Genomic DNA, 20,387 nt, shown 5'->3' on the forward strand with positions numbered 1-20,387 from the left:
AAAATTTCTTGCTGAGGACTTTCCCTATTTCATTTATTTACATTAGTCACTATGCTTGTTTCTTCTCTTTCAATTGCTTAATCCACTGCATGAAATCAGCTTTTTCCACTCTTTTTGAAATTCCAATTTCATAGTTGGGAATTCCACCATGTTCAACATGCACTTTTAATAACTCGTAAACTGTTTTTCTAGATATTCCAAGGAACTCTGAAATCTGTTGTGCTGTCAAAGTATCCGGTAGCGATTCCCAAGATGTGTGTGTGTTTGTTTCCTTCATAATAAATTCCTCCTGTTAGGTCGAAAGAAAAATCCCACAGATGTGAAAAGGAGGCACACTCCTACCAAGACAACAAGGTGGTTTAAAGTAACCAACTTATTTCTTGGATTGGATGGGTGCTTCCTCATTCCAATCTGTGGGGTTTAACTTAACCCAGTTCATTTTATTCTTTCTGCTTTAGATGTTAACTTATTTATTTTAGAATGGCGAACATAAGAACAAAACTTTTTTATGTTATTTCCTTTTTATTTTGAGTTGTTATCTTTTCTCCCTTCATGCCATTGTTTAAACTCCTTTTTGTCTACCCTTATTGATGCTCCAATTTGAAATGTAGGAATTCCACCATAATCAAAATGAATTTCAAATAACTCATATACTCTTCTTATGGAAATTCCTGGAATTTTGCATATGTGTTTTGCTGTCAAAGTATCCGGTAGAGATTCCCACGGTATATGTGTTTCTGCTTTTTTCAATTTCTTACCTCCTGTTCAATCAAAAAAGAAAACCCCACAGATTTGGAAAGAAAGGCAGACTGCATCCAAGATAAAAGATTACATACTTTTAGAAGTAATCTTATACTTCGAATACAGGTCCTTCCTGTGATCCAATCTGTGGGGTTTACCCAATTGATTTTATTAAATATTATTATGTTACATATCATAGAGTGGAATATAATGAACTGTCAAGTACTGAATTGCGATGTTAATATTTTCCAATAGATATAAATCTAAGTGAAAGAAAATTTATCATTAATTAGTATGTAGGGATACTCTTCACTTATAGTTTACATAGCTACATAGCTACTGTTGTTGTAATAGATTTTAAATATAAGCAATTCATAAAAAATTAATTGAACTCGTTGCCATATAATTTAATAGTCTATTTTAAATAGATCTAGAGCAGAAGCACTGTCTCTATATCTGCAGAAATACACCATACGTGTATCCTCTTCAGATATAAGGACAGTGCTTTTTTTGTTGCTATATGCTTCCGAGAAAATGATTTGCGGTTTTCGTTTTTAAAAAAGTCTTTAAGGAGGATTTTATTATGCAATACCGAGAGTCACTTCAATTATCTTTATTTGATTTTACTTTGGATGAAGCGGATCAACAGAAAAGCATAGACGGGCATTTTTCAGAAGTTGACTTGGCTGTTTCCAAAAATGAACTTTGTGGTGCTTCTTCAAATGACTTTGAACAGGAAGGTATCGATAAGGAAGAGAAACAACCAGTCGAGAGAGAAGGAGAGACCATTTCGGAATTTGACGGAATAAGCACTGTAGAAGGCTTTTTGAATAAGTATTTTTCTGGAACTGAGGAAAAGGCTATAACTGCATGGTCCGGGAGTTATCTGACTAAAACATCGCAGGAACTAGGTTTAAAATCAAAATGGCTTGAGCATAATGGAGATAAATTTTCAAAGGAAGAGTTGATCTCCATTATGGAAAGCTTATTTAAAACCTCCCATCAAAAGAACGTGATTCCTTTAGGAGAGGAAGGGTTAAAGCAGTGGTTCATAGACAATATGATCAGTGAACTAGAGTCCAAACCGATTCGACAGTTTTTAGTAAAGCGGTCGAAACGGCTCAATTATAAATCGGTGTATATACTCATTTTACGATTTACCGAATTCGAGTCATTGGTCAGTAAGGCAACACGGAAAAAACCATTTGAACTTGTACGAGAAGACTTTTTAAATCAAGAACTCTATGAAGAGATAATCACAAGTAAGTTTTATTACCAAAACTTTGCTTTGTTTTACAAACAAATGAATCCCTTTACAGAATCGTCTTTAACGTATACACCCAAAGAACGTAAAGAGGTGGTGCTACCGCCGGCCGTGCAATCGTTTCTGACTTACAAAAAGAGACAGGGAACGAAACCAGACCGGTTAGAAAAGTTTCGATATGAACTGCATCGTTATTTACGATGGTCCTGCAATGTTCTAAATGACTTTAGTTCTTATCCAATCGATAAAGTTCCCTTTACCTTGTTTACACAAGAACACTTAAAGACGTATAAAAACTATCTCATCAAGGGGATTCAAAGTGGCCGGTTTGCAGAAAATGGTTCCATGAAACATTTTAAAAATATCAAAACCTTCTTTAAAACCCTCTATCATATGAGGTTTATTAAAAATGATATTACAAGGGGTATCCGGAATATCGAGGGGGATGACTATCAATCTCGTTACATGCCAACGGATGCGGAAATAGAAAAGTTTTTTACCGCCATCGAACAATATTCCGACACACCACAACTAGATAAACTGGCATTTGGGTTTATGATCTATCTTGGATTTCGATCATGTGAACTGGCGAAATTACAATGGGAAAACATCAACTGGAGCCTTAAGGACGTAAAGTTTACAGCAAAGGGAGGAAAGGTACACTCCTTACCCCTCCCTTCACCGCTTATGGATCTCTTAAAGGAAATAGAAAAACATGAGAACGGGTTAGTGTTTGGAATGAAGGAACAACCACTAAGAGCCATCTTGTCTTTAAAGTACCGAATATTTACCTTGATTGCAGACTGGAAAGAGGCGAGTGGTCCCCATCAGTTGCGCCATGTTTATATCACGCATTTAACCGAGAAAGACGTAACACCTAAAGTGCTTAAACGTTTGGCTCGCCACGCCGACCTATCCACGACTTCCCTATATATCCATCGAACGGAAGGCGAAGTTGGAGAGAAAGCACAACATATTTCTTTTCCGTGGGAGGCGAAATAACATGGCACTAGAAAAAGAGGACCATCCTCAATTCACCATCAAGGATGAAGTACAAACACTTTTAAAAAAATACGGGCAGGTTCAGGTGGAAAAAGAACTTGGCTCCATAGGTGTTCTTTTAACGGAAGAAAAGAACCCTGAAATTAAAGAGATAACGTTGTTGGAAGCAGCGCAGCACTTTTTAGAGGATGAATTTTCAACCTACCAAAGTGTTTCCCCTTCCTCCCAGTCATCCTATAAAAGTGAAATGAGAAGTTTTTGTAAGTACTTTAGGGTCAATATCGATGAGGATATATCAACGGATGTTTTGTTAAAAGAGGTATTAACTCCTGAAAAGTTAGAGGAATATATCCAACGGCCAGATATAGCGGAGTCGACTCGAAGAAAAAAGGCGGCATTTCTGAGGACCTTTATCGATTCAGTAGCAAGAGATCTGCTAAGCGAGAAAAAAATCAATCAATTAAATAAAAGGGCACTACAACTGAATGACCCAGATCCACAACCCCCACGAGCCTTTACGGCGGAACAAATTGATTATTTACTCAATTTGTCCCGCTTAACACGATGTGCCCTTCGAAACTATACGATACTTTGGACGCTGGTGGGAACAGGGATTCGAGTGGACGAATTACATTTTCAAATTGGTGATGTCAATTTTGAAAAAGGTTGGATAAAAGTCAAAGCGAAAGGACGTAAAGAACGAGCAAAAGTGAAACGGTTCATGACAAAAGGAGCCATCAAGGCAATAAAATACTATGTCAATTTCACTTACTCTCACTTAAAGAATGTTTTAAGTGAGACAGACTACCAACGTCTTTACGTTTTTTCAGATGACAATGGACGGGTCTCCCTGTCTAATCGGGCCATTCAAAGGATGGTCAGGGGATTGATTGATACAGCTATTGAGGATAACGTGGTTCAGAATAAAGTATGGGACAGTGATCGTGGAGAAGAGGTGAAAGTGAACTATTCGACCCATTCCTTCCGACACTCCTTTGCTATCTATGCCCTCGAGAGCGGGATGAATATTTATATTGTCAAGGAACTCTTGGGGCACAAATCTATTGGTTCTACAGAAGTTTATTTAAATTTATTTGATGAGCAGTACCAAAAAGCGATGGATAAACATCCTTTTGCACAGCTGGAAACAGATCAATTAAAACACATGGGAGTTGATATCTAGTGGAGGGAATTCTCTTTTCGTCTATTTACTTTCAGAAGTGGAAGGAACTAAATACATTAAAGCCCAAAACGGTTCAAATGTATATTAGCCATTTAAAGGTCTTTGAGGACTATTTAGTTTTAGCAGGATGGAAGGGGGAGCTTGATTTTGACAAGTTTTATTACAGCAAGATTCATGATCAGTATGCCCCGGTTGATCTGGATTTTATGGATGGGTTTATTGAGTATCTTCACGAGAACAGAACAAAATCACAAGCGAAACATGGTTTTACCGTGGTAAAAAGCTTTATGGACTTATTGGTGGATTATGACTTGATGGAATATAATCCACTGAGACATTTTAAAAATCCATTCTACTACGAATCGTTTCGAAACAGAGCATTAAGTGAAGAAGAGTGTTTAAAACTGTTAAAGGCAGCTTACGATCTTGATCCTTTTTTTCAACAATACTATTTGATCCTTTTGCTGCAAACGACTTGTGGATTAAGAGCAAAGGAATTATGCAAACTTACTGTTTCGCAAATAGACTTCGAACACAATATCATTGTCATTGATAATGGGCGTAAAACGATAATTGGTACGGTTCGAATGACACCTGCCCTCCAAAAGAAGCTTAGGGAATATGTGAATCATCCCTATTTTATAGCCTGGTCAAAGGAAAAAGATAAGGAGTTGTTTTTTATAAAAAACAAGCCTTTTACTCCGGCAGATCTTAATAAGTTTTTGGAGAAACTTAGAAAGAAGGCAAAAATAACCCGGAAAGTAACCAACCATGATCTAAGAGCAACAATGGCCTATCTATTGTATAAAGAGGGAAACGATTATAAGTCTATTCAAAGACAACTTCGACATAAGAAATTAAAGACAACGCTCGGTTACTTACCCATTCATGTTGAATTAAACGGATACCTTGATTAGTTTAAATGCCAATTGGAATGGAACCCCCAAACAATGGGTTAGTTGTTGAGAAGGAGTAACTTAAAAACAAAAAAGGGATGAGAAAATGAACAATAATTCAAATACTCGATTGAAACCGTTGAGTATTGCTGCTAGTAATACATGCTAGAGGAGTAATCAATTTGGTACAACAACGATTCAGATAGAAAGACTAATTAATCCTGAATAGGTTGTAGAGTTTACGGTAGTATCACTTAACTGGACAAGTATTTTAGATCACAGTCTTAGGGCTTCGTGAGCGATATTCATAATTAATAAATAATGAAAAAATTTTTTATCGCTTACAATGGTACGTAGTAATACCTTCAAATATAATTAAGGTAATTCAATATATTTGCCTTATGTAAATGCATTGTGGCTGGAAGGACCAGGGCGATGGATTAGTGATCTCACTATCCGTCTGCCCTTTTTTATTTGCAAATTTGCCTAAGACAATTATTGAAAGGTGTGATTCATGTAAAACTATAGAAGTTTCCTGTATGTCAGAACCAATCATAATGTTAAACGAAATTAGGACTTAAAGTTAATGTGAATAAAATTAAAACTAATATGTATGTGAAATGAAAGTTCTTGATAGATTCCATACATACTTAAAAAATTGGAGGTAAAAGGATGGCTAAGTCAGTAGTAATTGAAAATGAAAAGAAAACTAGGTATGCAGTGATTTACGATGAAAGGTTAGATTCTAAAACTGACAAACGCTATATGAAGCAAAAGTTTTTTCCTACCAGTGAAGAAGCCGATAAGTTTCTTGATGAACTTAGAAGCGCTAAAAGTGATTTAAGTATTCTAATGGAAACAGTACCAAAAGAGCAACAGCCAACAAAAATCCTTTTTCGTGAATACATACAAGAGTGGTTTTATGGAGAACATGCACATGGGATTAAACACCAGACTTTCAAAGTGCGACAAGCATTAATAAACAAGCATATTGTTCCTTATTTTGGTGATAAGTACCTTCAGGAAATTACTGCACATGAAATTGCTGAATTGTTTATTCAAAAAGACCATGAAGGATATTCGAAAAGTACAATTGGTAGCATTCATTCCTTTTTATTTACTTTGTTTCGTTCGGCTGTGAAAAAAAGGTTATCTTGATAAAAATCCTATTCGCTTTATGAACATGGTAAAAGCTCCAAATCGTATTCCAGTAATTTTGAGTAAATCAGAGATAGAAAAGTTACTTGAAGTAGCTTACTCCGCAGGTGAAGGTGTGATGTATAAATTTGAAATTTCTACAGGATTACGATTAGAAGAAATTTTGGCTTTATCATGGAGTGATATTGATTTTAACAATCAAACGATAATAGTTAAGAATATCGTGGATGCTGGAGTAGGTGGGGAACAGAACATTGTGGAAATAAGAAGTGATTATCGAAAAGTCATGATCCCTTCACAATTGTTGCCTGAGTTAAAAAAACACAAAGAAGAACAGCAATTAATGAAGGAAGAGAAAGGTGATCAATATGATGATAAACTTAATCTTGTTTTTCCTAAAAAAGAAGGTGGACTACAAAGGCCATCAACTGTTCGTGCTAGATTTAATAGATTAGTTGATAAGGCTAATATTCGCAGAATTAATTTTCATGATTTAAGGAAAACACATGCAACCTTGCTTGTTAAGTCCGGCGTGTCACTAGATGTAGTAATGAATCTATTGGGTTATAAGAGCATTGAAACCATCATCAACTTTTTAGGACCTGAATATCTAGATCTGAAAATTACTCTTCATCCCTATGCAAATAATGAGAAAGATAATGATTAGATTGTGGTGACAAAACAGGAGGGTATGAAGGTACATTCCAATATATTTTTATGATTTTAGTAGTTCTATTTCTAGCGGCTGTTGAAGAGAAGCTTAACTAACGCTACTTAAGCTTCTCAGGCTGTATCGACAGCCTGGACACCCATTTTGGGTGTCTTTTATTATTTATTTTACAAATTACATCAAAAAATTCCGAAATTGTAAAATATCATAAGAAACTGTAGAAATATAAGTGGAAGATATATACAATCGGGTATATACCCTATATAATTCTAATCGATTGTCGGGAATTAGTTTCATCTCAAATTATATTATAAGAAAATCAAGAATTAATATCTCGGTTTAGGTAAGATGTATTTATTGGTTAACATTCTTAATAAGGAATTAATCGAGGAGATTGAGATGACTATTCAATCCTAAGTGATTATCCAAGTTATTAAGGATATAGGCACTTTTAATTTCTACAATCGGAAGAATTACACATCTAAGCAATGAAATAGGTTTGGAAAGTTAATATATTCTTGTTCCCTCATACACCAGAAATATTAAAGAGTTTGTTAGTTCGAATTGCACGGATACAATTGGTTTTATGATTTTGAAGGAAAAACACTTTCACAAGGGCAGAGCAAGTCTCTGCTCATTTTTTTTGGAGGATTTATATAATGATAAGCAAAGAAAACCATCAACCTGTTCCTTTTCAACATGGTGAAGTAGTATTATCTAGTGGCATTGAAAATTTCAAACAAGTGTTTGATGATTTAAAAAATGGAGACCATTTATACATTACTTCATTTAGTTACTCTGTAGACAAAGAATTAAATCAATTACTTGTAGAGAAAATTGATTATATAAATGATATAAGAGTCATATTTAATGTATTTAACTATGACCAAAAAGAAAGAGCCAGAATAAATCACCTTATTAAAAAGACATTAGAGATCAACCCCTATATTCAATTTTTTTATAGTAACACGAATCACTCAAAAATTATTTCAAACGGAAGAAGGATATACATAGGTAGTGCTAATGCAACAGGAAATACAAGAAATAACTTTGAATCTGGAGTAATCATAAAGGAAATAGAACCTATTCGACAGATAGAGAAATCTGTTTTTAAATATGCTCATCTTGGAACAGTACCTTATTTCACTGACCCAATTGGTCCGGTAATAGCTACATTCTTACTGATCTATCAAGAAGCAGAAAAGGAGATAAGTTCTGTTAGGGATATTTATAGGTGGGCTAGTGAAGGTAAAAGCATCACAGAGGAAGACTTACCAAAGGACACATATGATGTCAGTGATTATGTGGGAAGATTCAATAATTTTTTCAAAACCATCAACGATCAATTAAAAGAATTCGTTGAGCGTAGATGTTTATTTGATGATGATAGTAAGATGATATTAAATTATTTGTTAGATGAGATAGAAAACAAAATAGATAGACTTGCTAATATCAGCTATCAAATGGGAAGTGAGACAAATTCCTTTTTTGATTTTATAGAAGATTATAGAAATGCACGGGAAGAAGTGAAATCATTTTTTTGGAGAACAAGTATTTTACTTGAAGGTAAAAACTATCTATTGCAAGAAGAGCTTCTATTTGATAAATTCCAGACTATTTTGGACTGTTTATATTATTTAAGAGTACAATGGATAAACACTTTTTTTGCAACGGAGTTCATAGAATTCCAATCGGAGTTCTCAATATTTAGTTGGTTAGAGGCACCTGAGCTTTCTAGAAAATATATAGAACGATTCATTTCTTTATAAAGGGCTGAAGGGTGGAATATGGCTAATTAGTAGGATTTTTTATATTAAATTATAAATAAACTATAAGGAACTCTGTACAAATCCTACACATATTCACTATTTCGCCTAAATTCAATTAACATACATACAGGTGGATGATGTGAGGATCTTTCTTAATAAAAACTTATTCAAAAGTTTGATTGAATTACAATGTCTTTCAGCCATTTAATATTTAGTCATTAATAGCATTGAGATTAATGAAAGTTTATAAAATTTAGGGGTGGAAAATATGACATGGATTGACTACACAACTCTAGGTGTTTCAGTAGGAACGTTATTGTTACTTGTTTATAATTCTATTATTTCGAATAAAGCAAAAAAGAAAGACCGGAGAATTTCAGTAGTCTTGGAAGAGAGAAGGAAAATGCACAACGAGTTATTTCTTCATATTACAAGTGTGCTAGATATAGGTAGGAAAAGCATTGAAATTATCGAAATGGAACAAAGGCAAGAAATGAAATGGAAATTATTAAATCATAAAATATTCATATGGTTAAATTTGAATAAAGAAAATAAATTTTCAGAACAATTAAGGTCACATTGTAATGAATATGTTTTTTGGTGTGCAAGTATTTTGGAAAAAGAATATGATATACAAGTTGATTCATACACATGGGTAGCTGATAAAAATGTTCAAAATATTTGGGTTTTAATAGATAAATATATTAAAAATGAAAATGAATTAAAGAAAAAACTAATTTAATCAATTCTTCGAACATTATATAAAACTACTATCGCTGTATCAGAAACAAATGAGTTTAAAAAAACTATATGGACGATATTCATTTTCTGTTAGCAGGATAAACATTTTATTAAGCTTGTATGGCTGCTTGATTTGGTTTTTTCTTTCTAGTAAAGCATTCTGTAGCTACTTTAAATTATTCGGAATTTTTGACGGATTAAATATAATTATTATTATGACCTTATCTATTTTCTTAATATATCAATTCTTTAAGAACAGTAAAACTCAAAGAAAAAATATGAGGAAAATTCGTTAATCGAAGATATACAGATTAATCGGAGCGTCGTATCAGAAAAGTAGTGTAAAAGTTCTCTATTATAAAATGCATTATAGTTAAACCCTGCACTGACAGGCCTATAAAAATTCCTAAAAGAAAGGAAAAACACTATGAATAGAAATTCTAAATATCAAAAATCAATAGCTGATGAATTTTCTGCCATAAAAGATAGAGTTGAATACTTTATTGAGAATGTTCACAATGGGGAAAATGGAAGATATAGAGAAATAATTTTGATGAATTACTTAAAAAAAATTCTACCAGAAGGCATAGGTGTTGGAACAGGATTTGTAAGAAATCGAGAGGGCAAAATTACGAAACAAATAGATATTATTGTTTACAGAAATTCTTATCCTAAATTATTTGAAGAAGGTGATTTTGTAATTATAATGCCTGAAAGTGTTCTGGGCATAATTGAAGTTAAGTCCAGGACTACAACTGACAATCTTTCTAATTCTAGTAAAGGAGCAATCCAAAAAGCGGTTTATAATGGAAAGGTTGTTGGTAATAAGGAAATATTTAATGGGATATTTGGTTTTGACACTAACGTTAATTTTAACCATGATTTCAGTGATGAAAATTTAGCCAATATCTTAAAAGTATCAGAAGGGTACATCAACCATATTGCTTTTAATAGTGAATATTTTATGAGGTTTTGGAGATCAGGTAATCCAGATATAAACCAAAAGCCATGTTTCAGCTTTTATGATTTATCAATGAGAAGTATCCAGGGGAATTCAACAGGAGAAGGGCTAGCATTTGGGTATTTCATCTCAAATCTATTAGAAGTAATTTATGAAAATATAATTCCGGAGGCACTTACAAGGCAATATTTTGAGTTTTTATACCCTATTGAAGGAACAAAGGAACGACATAGACTAATAGGTAAAGAGGTTTTTATTAGGGAATAAGGAGTTACAGACATTATTCGACCCTTAATTATGAGTATGCTGTTGATGAAAAAGATTGCGTGGTATTTGCTATAGGTGAATTTTTATGGAAAGTAAAACTAAAAAATAATATAGAGAATGTAGAGAAATTCCGCTACATAATTTTTAGTTATACAGGTTAGTTATTAACATAAAAATACCCTTAATAAAAAAGTGGTAACATTTTGGTAACGCAATCCAGTGTAAGGTTAAAGATGATACAGAAATAATTTAACAAAACCTTGATAAAACGCATTTTCTTTACACAGCGTGTAAGTTATTACTTACACACTCTCATCTTAAGGACGGGATGGTGTAATAATCATCGCCGAAAAAAGACCTCTTGGAAGTAATCCAATGAGGCCTTTTTGTTTTTTATAATTTAAAAGTGAAGCAACTGTATCCTAAATTGTCTCAATTAAACTGAAGCTTCTTTTCTAGCTCTTTAACTTTAGACTAATATGATTTGTATATGTTTTTCTACAGCGGATTCACTAATTTTAGTATTCTTCTTTGAAACAAATGGTAAAATAGAATATATTTACAAAAACTCAACAAGAATTAGGTGGTATTAATTTGAAAGACCTAATCCAAGAATCGTTGAGTATAGAGATGGAGTCTTCTCGAAAATGAAAAGATTTAGGGATTACCATATCTTCTCTAGAAGCAATAAACTATTAGTGGAGAACTAGTGAAGAGATTGGGCTGTTGAATCTATTCAGAATAGTAGATTTCTGTAAGAGGAAGAATTTAAGAAAATAGAAAAGAATACTTTGAAATATCCAGTAAAAACCAGTAAGAAAAGAATATAGAGACCTAATAGGACATTTGCAATTCTCTAAGTATTGATTTTTATAGCTTTTAAGTAACATAGAAAAATAGTTACTGTCTTCTCTTTTTGTATTCTAATCAATGAATTGAAATGTTTTGTATAATGATGGTAATAAATACTTAGATTGGAGGATTTTATGATTGACGAACAAATGAATAATAGCAAAGATCTAATAGTAAAATATCTTAGAAAATTAGCAATTACAAAACAGCTGAATTTTTTGATTGGTTCAGGCACTTCTTATCCTGCAATACCTTTGATGGGAATGATTCAGGCAGAGGATTATGAAAATAGAAATACAATATTAGCTGAAACAGTTAAAAGAGTAAGCGAAGATTTATTGGGACAAGCTTCAGAATATAGATCATCAATTTGTATCACTTTGAATAATTACACTAATTTCATTTCAAAGATAATAGATATACTTAACTTGTCAAATTCAAGGCAGACACCCCGTACTGCCAATCTGTTTACAACAAACTATGATTTATTTATTGAGAAAGCTTCTGACAATGTCCTACAAAACTATAGATTTATATTTAATGATGGTGCTAGTGGTTATTTTGATAGAAAGCTTGATGGCTCAAACTATAATCGAACAGTTTCGTATAAGGGGCTGAATGATAACTATACAAATGAAATACCTTCTTTGACCTTAATAAAGCCTCATGGTTCTATGAATTGGGAAAAAGTTGGGGATTCTGTATTAATTAGAAATAGTGTTATTGATTCTTCAGTTATTGTTAAACCTACAGGGTATGAAGAACAAGATACTTTTTACAATAATCATTTTCATGAGATGCTAAGAGTATTTCAACTAGAGTTAGATAAACCACAATCCGTTTTGTTTGTGATTGGCTTTTCGTTTCAAGATAAACATATTGCAAAGATGATTAAAAGAGCAATTCAAAATCCAGAATTAATGGTGTACGCTTTTGGGTTCACTGATAGTGATAGAGAAACCTATTTAGAGAATTTAGAATTGAGTGCTGAACGAAGTAATTTTACTATTTTAACTCCAGAAAATTTTCGTGAAGAGTATAAAACAAAGAACACGGTTAATGAAGGTGAAGACTGGTATAGTTTTGACTTAACAAACTTAACTAGTATATTGAGTGGAACAAGTATGGAGGACTTAAAAGATGGAAAGTCCTAAGAAAACCCTAGGAGTAATTACTTCTGTTGAAGGTGATGTATCGCAAGTTGGAATGTACAGCATGTCAAATGATGCAGAATTCATCTGGTATGGGGAGATATTGACAGGCCCTAAAATTGGTGCTTACCTAACTATTAATCAAAATGAGATTAAAATTATTGCAACTGTTTCAATTGAGAAAGTGATTGATCAACAAAATTCTATTAAAAGTTCTGAATTTGATAATAGATATTCAAAAAACTCAATAAATAGAATTATTTCTTTGAAAACCAAAGGAGTAATTGAAGCAGGAAAATTTAAGGTGACAAGTCAGTACGTACCTATGATTGGTAATGAGGTCACTTTGACAACTTTAGATGAGTTGAAAATTATTTATGGAATTGAAAATAATGAACCAACAATAAAACTCGGAAAATCAATTTTAGAAAATCAACCAATTCAATTATCAATAAATAAGTTCTTTGCATCCCATATAGGTATATTTGGAAATACCGGAAGTGGTAAGTCTAATACATTGCATAAATTATACTTGGAACTTTTCAGATCGGATTTTTATGAGCAAATAAAACAAAAATCCCAATTTTTCGTAATGGATTTTAATGGAGAATATTCATCTACGAATAGTGATGATTCAACAAGAAAAGGGATTTTTGGAGTTGAAATAGAAAATAAAGAAATATATGAAATTAACACGCGAGATTCAATCAGGGGTAGAAAGTTACCGGTTGAAAGAAAATATATATTTGATGCTGACATATTAGCGATACTCTTTGATGCCAGACCCGCAACACAAGTACCGTTTCTAAGAAGTTCAATAAAAGAATTTAATGAAAAACTCTTAACAGCTCATTTTGATTTTGGGGCATATACTACAGGAACTCTAAAAAAAATACTAACATCGGGTTCTTCTACCAACCAAGATAGTTTTCAGGATTGGGTAGATACAGCAAAAAAATATCTAAGAAATAAAGATCTTTTTTCTGAGCTGGATCAAATTAGACAAATCAATGGAAATTATAAAATTGATACACCGGAAATATGGTTTAACAGTGGTTCGAATGAGGGAATTACACCAGAAAAACTGGGGAAATCAGGAATTTCGAAAATCTCAGAAGAATTAAAAAAACTATTTAATAGTTTGAGGAGTACACCAATTCATCAATTACAAATGTTTCTAGAATTCCAAAAAGTCCATAGGACTGCATGGGGAAAAGTAAATCGAGAACACTTAAATCCCTTATTTAACAGAATTATTTCTTCTTTACAAAGTCTAGAAAAGGTTATAGAAGTTAAAGAAAGAGCTATTGAAGACTATAAAATGATGAATGTTATATCGCTTGTTCATTCAAATCAAGAGATTACTCGATTAATTCCTATGTTGTTATCTAAGATGATTTACGATGAGCAAAAATCATTAGTTTCTGGAAAAAGTGTTCATCAGACGAAACACTTAATTATTGATGAAGCTCATAATATATTAAATTCTGAGTATAGAAATAATGGAGATGATTGGCAAGATTATAGACTGTCTGTCTTTGAAGAAATTATCAAAGAAGGTCGGAAGTTCGGGTTTTACCTTACTTTATCCAGCCAAAGACCAGCTGATATTTCTCCAACTATTCTTTCTCAAACACATAACTATTTGATTCATCGCTTAGTTAATGAGCAGGATTTAAGAATGCTTGAAAATACTATGCCTACACTTGATAAAAGTTCCTATCAGATGATACCATGTCTCGGCCAAGGTGAAGCAATTATTACAGGGAATGCAATGAGCGTTCCAGTGTTCGTGAAAATTGATAAAGAGGAGTTGCTTCGTCCAACGAGTGATGATATTAAGCTTACTGATTTGTGGAGGAGACCATAATAATTAGAAAGTTTGCCGGAGCTAATTTAGAAGAGATACTTAGTTTCTTAGAGTTACTGGGGCGATTATATAAGTGCCAATTAAGATCTTTTTATGTTATGAGACAGTGGAACCATCCTCCTAATTCATAGATAATTTGTAAATTGACATCGTTTCTAAATAGTTGATTAATTATAAGTAATAACTAGCTATTTTTCGCCACATAAATTCGCATGAAAAGCTTTGAAAAGAAATTGCTAACGCAATCCAGTGAAAAGAAGTAAATCCCCGTTAAGGATGTTACAGTAATAAACTCAAAAATCGAATTACCGCACTTATATCATACAGAGTGTAAGATATTACCCCCCTCACCTAGGAGCGGCATGATGTGATGACCGCACAACCCCTTGGTATATAAGGGTTTGTGATTTTGCTAATAAATTGCTAACATAAGGTAAACATAAAAGAGGCTTCTCAAAAGTTGATCCAACTTTTGAGAAGCCTTTTTGTGTTATATGTTCACACATTCTCTCAGGTACACGCTTACAGATTAATTCTTGTAATAGGTAGTAGACTCATACTTCGCAGCAGAGTTCCAATTTACAAACATTAAAAAAAGTGTACTAAAGTTAAAAAGCTGAGAGAACAGGAAATAATGGTGGTTTTACTTTAACATATTGTTGAAAAAATAATATAGATATTTTAAGTTCTAATAGGTTAAAAAGTTGTAAGGGAACCCATTGTCTTTAAAAAGATTGATAGATGGGCCTTGATTGTCTGATATAATAAAAATATATGTAAAGTTTTGGATGTTTTCAATATAAATAAAATAATAGGAGATAGATATGGATATCGGTTTCTTTGAAGGTTTTAAAATGGGACTAGACTTACTTTGGTCTATGTTAGCTGTCGACCCTTTATTAACATTTGGAATAATGGTATTTTTTGGTGGTCTCCTCTTAGTTGCGTTAATAGTTAATTTGCTTAGAGAACAAAAACTCGGAAAATCAGGTATTTTAGAAGTTGATAAAATGTCAGGAAGGAAGTTTGAAGAATATCTACTGGCCTTGTTAAAAGCGAAAGGCTATTATGTGCAATTAACACCAGCAAGTGGTGATTACGGAGCTGACCTTATTTTATCAGCAAAAGGCAAGAAAATTATTGTCCAAGCTAAGAGATATAAGAAAAATGTTGGAGTAAAGGCTGTACAAGAAATAGCTTCAGCAAAAAGTCATTACAAAGCGGATGAGTGCTGGGTGGTTACTAATAGCTTTTTTACCGAACAAGCTAGAAAACTAGCTAATTCAAACCAGGTACGGTTGATTGATCGTAAGCAACTAATGAATTGGATGGTACAAGAAAACAAAGTTGATAGAGGGTTCAGTAGGATAATGGGGTGAACCTTGTGGTAACTAAAAAACTAACTATTGAAGATATGCATTTACTAGCTTCGTCTCGTGGAGGGAAGTGTTTATCAGAAAAATATGTGAACAGTCAAACCAAAATACAATGGGAATGTTCAGAAGGTCATAGATGGGAAGCTATGCCAGCAAAGATAAGATACGGTCAATGGTGTAGAAAATGTTCGGGAAACGTGAAAAAAAGCATAGAACAAATGTGTGAGTTGGCAGCAAAGTATGGTGGTAAATGTATTTCTACGGAGTATGTAAACAATATGACTCCGCTTGAATGGATTTGTAAAAAAGGCCATTCTTTTACAGCATCGTACTCAGGAGTAATGAGGTCTATTAATAATGGAGGCTTTTGTTCTATTTGTGGCCGGCTTAGGGGTGCAGAGAAAAGAAGGAATACGATTGAAGAAATGAGAGAAATTGCAGTCTCCAAAGATGGTAAGTGTCTATCTGATCAATACATTCATGCTCACCAAAAGCTTACTTGGGAATGTACAAATGAACATACATTTGATATGAAAGCTAATGACGTGAAAAATGGTCATTGGTGTCCTCATTGTCATTTTTATCTTAATGAAAACAAATGCCGGTATATACTAGAACAGCTTACAGGCAAACGGTTTAAGAGCACGAAGAAAGTGTTAAATGGGTTGGAGTTGGATGGATATAACAGTGAGTTAGAAGTAGCCTTCGAATATAATGGCGTTCAGCATTATGAATATATAGAGTTTTTTCATAGAACATATGATGAATTCTTAAAAAGAAAAAAGTATGATGAACAGAAACATCATCTATGTAATGAAAAAGGAATTAAATTGATTGTCGTTCCCTATACCATCACAGACGATACTGACCTAGTAACCTTTATTTTTAACAAGCTAAATGATGTTGGAATAAAACCAATTGTCGAAGTAAAAGATTTTCATTATAAGAGATTTTATCGAAAGTCACCCATGATAAAAGAACTTTCAGATCTTGCTAAAGATCGAAGTGGAAAATTGCTTTCTAAATGATATCATAACAATAAAACTAAATTACTCTGGGAATGTGAATATGGGCATCAATGGGAGATGCGACCTAATGATGTTAAGAACGGACAATGGTGTTCGACTTGTAACGGAAGCCATAAACTAACAATAGAAGAAATGGATCAAATCGCTAGAGACAGAAATGGTTTATGCCTCTCGATCGCGTATATTAATAATAAAACCAAGTTAAGATGGCGGTGTGCAAAGGGACATGAGTGGGATGCTGCTCCTGATATGATAAAACAAGGGACATGGTGTGAGATTTGTTCTAAAAAAGAAAGTGGGAAAACGTAGTCTTAAAATAGAAGAAATGCACTACATTGCTAAAGAACGAGGGGGGAGATGTCTTTCAACAGAGTATATAAATAACGGTTCTCATTTGTTATGGGAGTGCTCTAGCGGACATAACTGGAAGGCAAATGCCAACAACATTAAAAATGGTACTTGGTGCCCTCATTGTAAACATAAAAAGACCAAAACAACATGTGCATCAGAGCAACTTAGGTTATTTTAATTTTAGTTATACAAAGAAATAAATTTTATACTCTACATTAAAAAGTGGATATTTAGGAGGCAATTACGATAAGAGACCGTCTTTTCATATTAGACTTCTACTAGGCAGTAAATATCTTCTTTAATGAAAGAATGGAAAGTAAGGAAAGGTTATTGATTATAGGTGATTGATTTCAGAAATTATACCAGATTACAGAGCATTATTTTGAAAATGTTGGAAGTTTGAAAAAAATGATTTATATTAATCTAAAATAAACTTAAAAATATTACTGTTTAGGAATCAGTAATAACAAAAGGAGAATATATGGACAAAAGAATAAAAGAATTTTTCGGTAATCAGCCGGTAATGTTTATTAAGTTTAGTGATAATATTGATAACCTTATATCACTACAACAGGGTAATCTTTATATGAATAATCTAAAGTTTTTTGTTGATTTAGAAGAGAAAACAGGAATTCCTGGTATGGGGGATAAACTTGAAACCCTAAACGTAATTAACGATGTAGAATTATCCTTTTATATACCAGGAACAGAACAGTTAGTTGCTAAAACAAAAGCTAGAAAAGCAAATTTTAGATATGAAGATGCCTTATATAAACCTGTTTTTTGTTTGTTTGCAGTGACTGTGGATATGCTAGAAATATATGAGGAATCAGAGACAGAAGTAAAATTAAAGATTAACTTCACAAATGACCTAATTAATAAGATGCGTTCTGAATTTGGCACTCATGCTTTAGTTATCTCTCCACCTCACTTTTCAGAACAACTGGAGAAATCATTCAACCAAAATGGATATGATTATAGCGGTAGATTTGTTGAATATATTGATACCAACATAAATCAACAAAGAAGGTTGGAAGCTTTCGCAAATCAAGATATTAGTTTGTTTTTCTTTAAAGATCATGGATTCAAGCACCAAAATGAATTTAGAATTGTAATCTTAAATAAAGATGAAGAAAAAGCGATTATAGAAAACATAGGTAGCTTAACTGAAGGTTCAATTTTATTAAAAACAGAAGATTTAATAAATTTTGACTTACCTGTTCTCAATATGAAATTTAAAGAATAATAGAAAACAGCTCTCATATACAATTAAACAACTTGAAAAGATATGGTCATGTTTTAAAAGTTAAAATTCTGAAGAGATTTTACAGTATGTGTAAAATTATGTATTTGGAAGTACATATAACCTGGAGGTTTTTAATAACATATGAGTAAACGTTCTAGAGAGCATAAAAAAGTTTACTATGATAAAGAGAAGTACATAGCGGCATTTGAAAAACCGGAAAAAGCATTAGAACTATCATTAGATATAAGGAAATTTGAAATTGAACTTTACTGGAAGAGAGCAACTTACTTTTGGACTTTTATTGGAGTAGCCTTTGCAGGATACTTTGCTTTAACCAGTGGGACCAATGTTTCTGCTGATGTTATATTCTTTGTATCATGTATTGGATTTGTGTTTACTTTCAGTTGGTATTTGGTAAACAGAGGGAGTAAATTCTGGCAGAATAACTGGGAAAGACACGTAGACTTATTGGAAGATGAAGTTGTTGGTCCACTATATAAGACAGCAGTCAATATGAGGCACGCAAAACTAATGAACTTAGCATCTGAATATCCTTTTTCGGTTTCTAAAATCAATCAGTTACTTAGTTTATTTTTATCTGGAATTTGGTTGATTTTTTGCATTAAATCCGTAAGTTCGTATTTTGAAATAACGGAGCCTTTTAAGGGGTTCAATATGGTTTTAGTTGGTGGATATACATTTATTTATATTATATGTATGTTGATTTTTGGGAAGTCTTCTAAAAACTTAGATAGACGTAAGTATGATAGACTCGTATTCGTGGAAAGAAAAAACTTTTATGAAAAATAATATGAATGGTATCCTAGAAAGAGGTAGTATATTAATTTGCTGAACAGTGCAACGATACTATTCTTTATAAAATGAAATTCGAAACCACTTTACGTTTCTATTTGGTTCGTTAATAGCAAGTTGAAATTTCGTGGTCGTTAATCACGCTTGCAAATTGCTAACAATTTGCTAACGCAATCCAGTAAAAAATAATAACACATCTCTACACTCACCAGGTTAAAGATATTACACACTCTCACCTTAGGGGCGGCATGATGTAATCTCCCTTTCAACACCTTGATAAATAAGAGTTTGTTGGTAAGGTGAGAGTGGTTTGCTTATATCTTGCTAACATTTCTCCTTTTAATTAGAGGCTTCTCAAATTTTTGAGAAGCCTCTTTTTCTTTGGTTACTTATAGGTATACGTTTATTTTTGTGATGTCATCGGTGGAGCAGATTCACTATAATGTACAATAATTCAACCTGAGCATCTGCTAACATGGATATATGAGTAAGTTTGAGGGAATCTAGTGAGAGGATATGAGGTTTAAAGCGTAAAAAAAAATAGCCCTAATGCTAGGGCTATTAAAAATCCAATCAATCTTAAAGGCACATGTGTACTAATATTTTCTGGATATCATAGATGCATTTATCTTTTTTGAACTGTTTAGAAATAGCTGGCTGTTGTGCACCAGAAATCCAAATCTTTAGTTCAGCATCCAAATCAAAGGTACCTGCTGTTTCGATGCTAAAGTGTGAAATGCTTTTATAAGGAACAGAATGATAGTCTACTTTTTTACCAGTGAGTCCTTGCTTATCAACCATAAGGAGCCTTTTGTCGGTAAAGACAATAAGATCTCTTACCAATTTAAAAGCAGATTCAACTTCTTCATTGTCTGCTAATATATTATTGAGCTCCTCTTTAACCTCTTCCTTATTTACATTTGAAGCATTACCCATTAATCCACTCATTAAACCCATACATGTTCCTCCTAAATAGTGAGATTAAATCATACATGAAATTAATTGAGGATAAAAAAAGTCCCTGATTCAACTATACTGGAAGCTAAAG

At 32.9% G+C, this 20,387-nt stretch carries 17 protein-coding genes; 14 read left to right on the plus strand and 3 right to left on the minus strand.

Annotated elements, in window-relative coordinates; genetic code table 11:
- Positions 1-49: 49 nt before the first annotated feature.
- Positions 50-277, minus strand: coding sequence for a helix-turn-helix domain-containing protein (locus AF331_RS17860; RefSeq protein WP_053429423.1), 228 nt, complete (start codon positions 275-277; stop codon positions 50-52).
- Positions 278-522: 245 nt separating this feature from the next.
- Positions 523-750 (minus strand): helix-turn-helix domain-containing protein, encoded by a 228-nt coding sequence (locus AF331_RS17865; protein WP_053429424.1) that lies wholly within the window; start codon positions 748-750, stop codon positions 523-525.
- A gap of 574 nt (positions 751-1,324) precedes the next feature.
- Here AF331_RS17865 and AF331_RS17870 point away from each other — a divergent pair.
- The 14 genes from AF331_RS17870 to AF331_RS17935 all read left to right on the plus strand — a co-directional run bounded on the left by AF331_RS17870 (position 1,325) and on the right by AF331_RS17935 (position 19,336).
- A complete protein-coding gene (locus tag AF331_RS17870) occupies positions 1,325-3,007 on the plus strand; it encodes a tyrosine-type recombinase/integrase (protein ID WP_053429425.1) in 1,683 nt (560 codons plus the stop codon).
- Between the two features lies 1 nt (position 3,008).
- Entirely contained in the window at positions 3,009-4,190 is a 1,182-nt protein-coding gene (locus tag AF331_RS17875; protein ID WP_053429426.1) for a tyrosine-type recombinase/integrase, read from the plus strand.
- A complete protein-coding gene (locus AF331_RS17880) occupies positions 4,190-5,107 on the plus strand; it encodes a tyrosine-type recombinase/integrase (protein ID WP_053429427.1) in 918 nt (305 codons plus the stop codon). Before AF331_RS17875 ends, AF331_RS17880 begins: the two co-directional genes overlap by 1 nt.
- A 651-nt stretch (positions 5,108-5,758) precedes the next feature.
- Positions 5,759-6,244 (plus strand): tyrosine-type recombinase/integrase, encoded by a 486-nt coding sequence (locus AF331_RS17885; protein ID WP_053429428.1) that lies wholly within the window; start codon positions 5,759-5,761, stop codon positions 6,242-6,244.
- Between the two features lie 19 nt (positions 6,245-6,263).
- Entirely contained in the window at positions 6,264-6,911 is a 648-nt protein-coding gene (locus tag AF331_RS17890; RefSeq protein WP_082347043.1) for a tyrosine-type recombinase/integrase, read from the plus strand.
- A 662-nt stretch (positions 6,912-7,573) separates the two neighbouring features.
- Positions 7,574-8,683, plus strand: coding sequence for a phospholipase D-like domain-containing protein (locus AF331_RS17895; RefSeq protein WP_053429430.1), 1,110 nt, complete (start codon positions 7,574-7,576; stop codon positions 8,681-8,683).
- 268 nt (positions 8,684-8,951) lie between these two features.
- The gene (locus AF331_RS17900; protein WP_053429431.1) at positions 8,952-9,425 is read left to right on the plus strand and encodes a hypothetical protein; all 474 of its coding nucleotides are present in this window, start codon (positions 8,952-8,954) and stop codon (positions 9,423-9,425) included.
- A 426-nt stretch (positions 9,426-9,851) separates the two neighbouring features.
- A complete protein-coding gene (locus tag AF331_RS17905; protein WP_053429432.1) occupies positions 9,852-10,652 on the plus strand; it encodes a DUF6602 domain-containing protein in 801 nt (266 codons plus the stop codon).
- 986 nt (positions 10,653-11,638) lie between these two features.
- Positions 11,639-12,658, plus strand: coding sequence for an SIR2 family protein (locus AF331_RS17910; protein WP_200908261.1), 1,020 nt, complete (start codon positions 11,639-11,641; stop codon positions 12,656-12,658).
- Positions 12,645-14,525, plus strand: coding sequence for an ATP-binding protein (locus AF331_RS17915; protein WP_053429433.1), 1,881 nt, complete (start codon positions 12,645-12,647; stop codon positions 14,523-14,525). Before AF331_RS17910 ends, AF331_RS17915 begins: the two co-directional genes overlap by 14 nt.
- Positions 14,526-15,349: 824 nt before the next feature.
- Entirely contained in the window at positions 15,350-15,904 is a 555-nt protein-coding gene (locus tag AF331_RS17920; RefSeq protein ID WP_235576434.1) for a restriction endonuclease, read from the plus strand.
- Positions 15,905-15,909: 5 nt separating this feature from the next.
- Positions 15,910-16,929 carry a PDDEXK family nuclease gene (locus AF331_RS17925; protein ID WP_152915699.1) on the plus strand — a complete coding sequence of 340 codons (1,020 nt, stop codon included), beginning with the start codon at positions 15,910-15,912 and terminating at the stop codon, positions 16,927-16,929.
- 832 nt (positions 16,930-17,761) lie between these two features.
- Complete coding sequence (locus AF331_RS17930) at positions 17,762-18,526, plus strand: hypothetical protein (RefSeq protein ID WP_053429435.1); 765 nt, start codon at positions 17,762-17,764, stop codon at positions 18,524-18,526.
- A gap of 141 nt (positions 18,527-18,667) precedes the next feature.
- Positions 18,668-19,336, plus strand: coding sequence for a RipA family octameric membrane protein (locus AF331_RS17935; RefSeq protein WP_053429436.1), 669 nt, complete (start codon positions 18,668-18,670; stop codon positions 19,334-19,336).
- A gap of 582 nt (positions 19,337-19,918) precedes the next feature.
- Here AF331_RS17935 and AF331_RS17940 read toward each other — a convergent pair.
- Complete coding sequence (locus AF331_RS17940) at positions 19,919-20,296, minus strand: PH domain-containing protein (RefSeq protein ID WP_053429437.1); 378 nt, start codon at positions 20,294-20,296, stop codon at positions 19,919-19,921.
- Between the last annotated feature and the right edge of the window lie 91 nt (positions 20,297-20,387).

This window comes from Rossellomorea marisflavi (assembly GCF_001274775.1).
Lineage (GTDB): Bacteria > Bacillota > Bacilli > Bacillales > Bacillaceae_B > Rossellomorea > Rossellomorea marisflavi.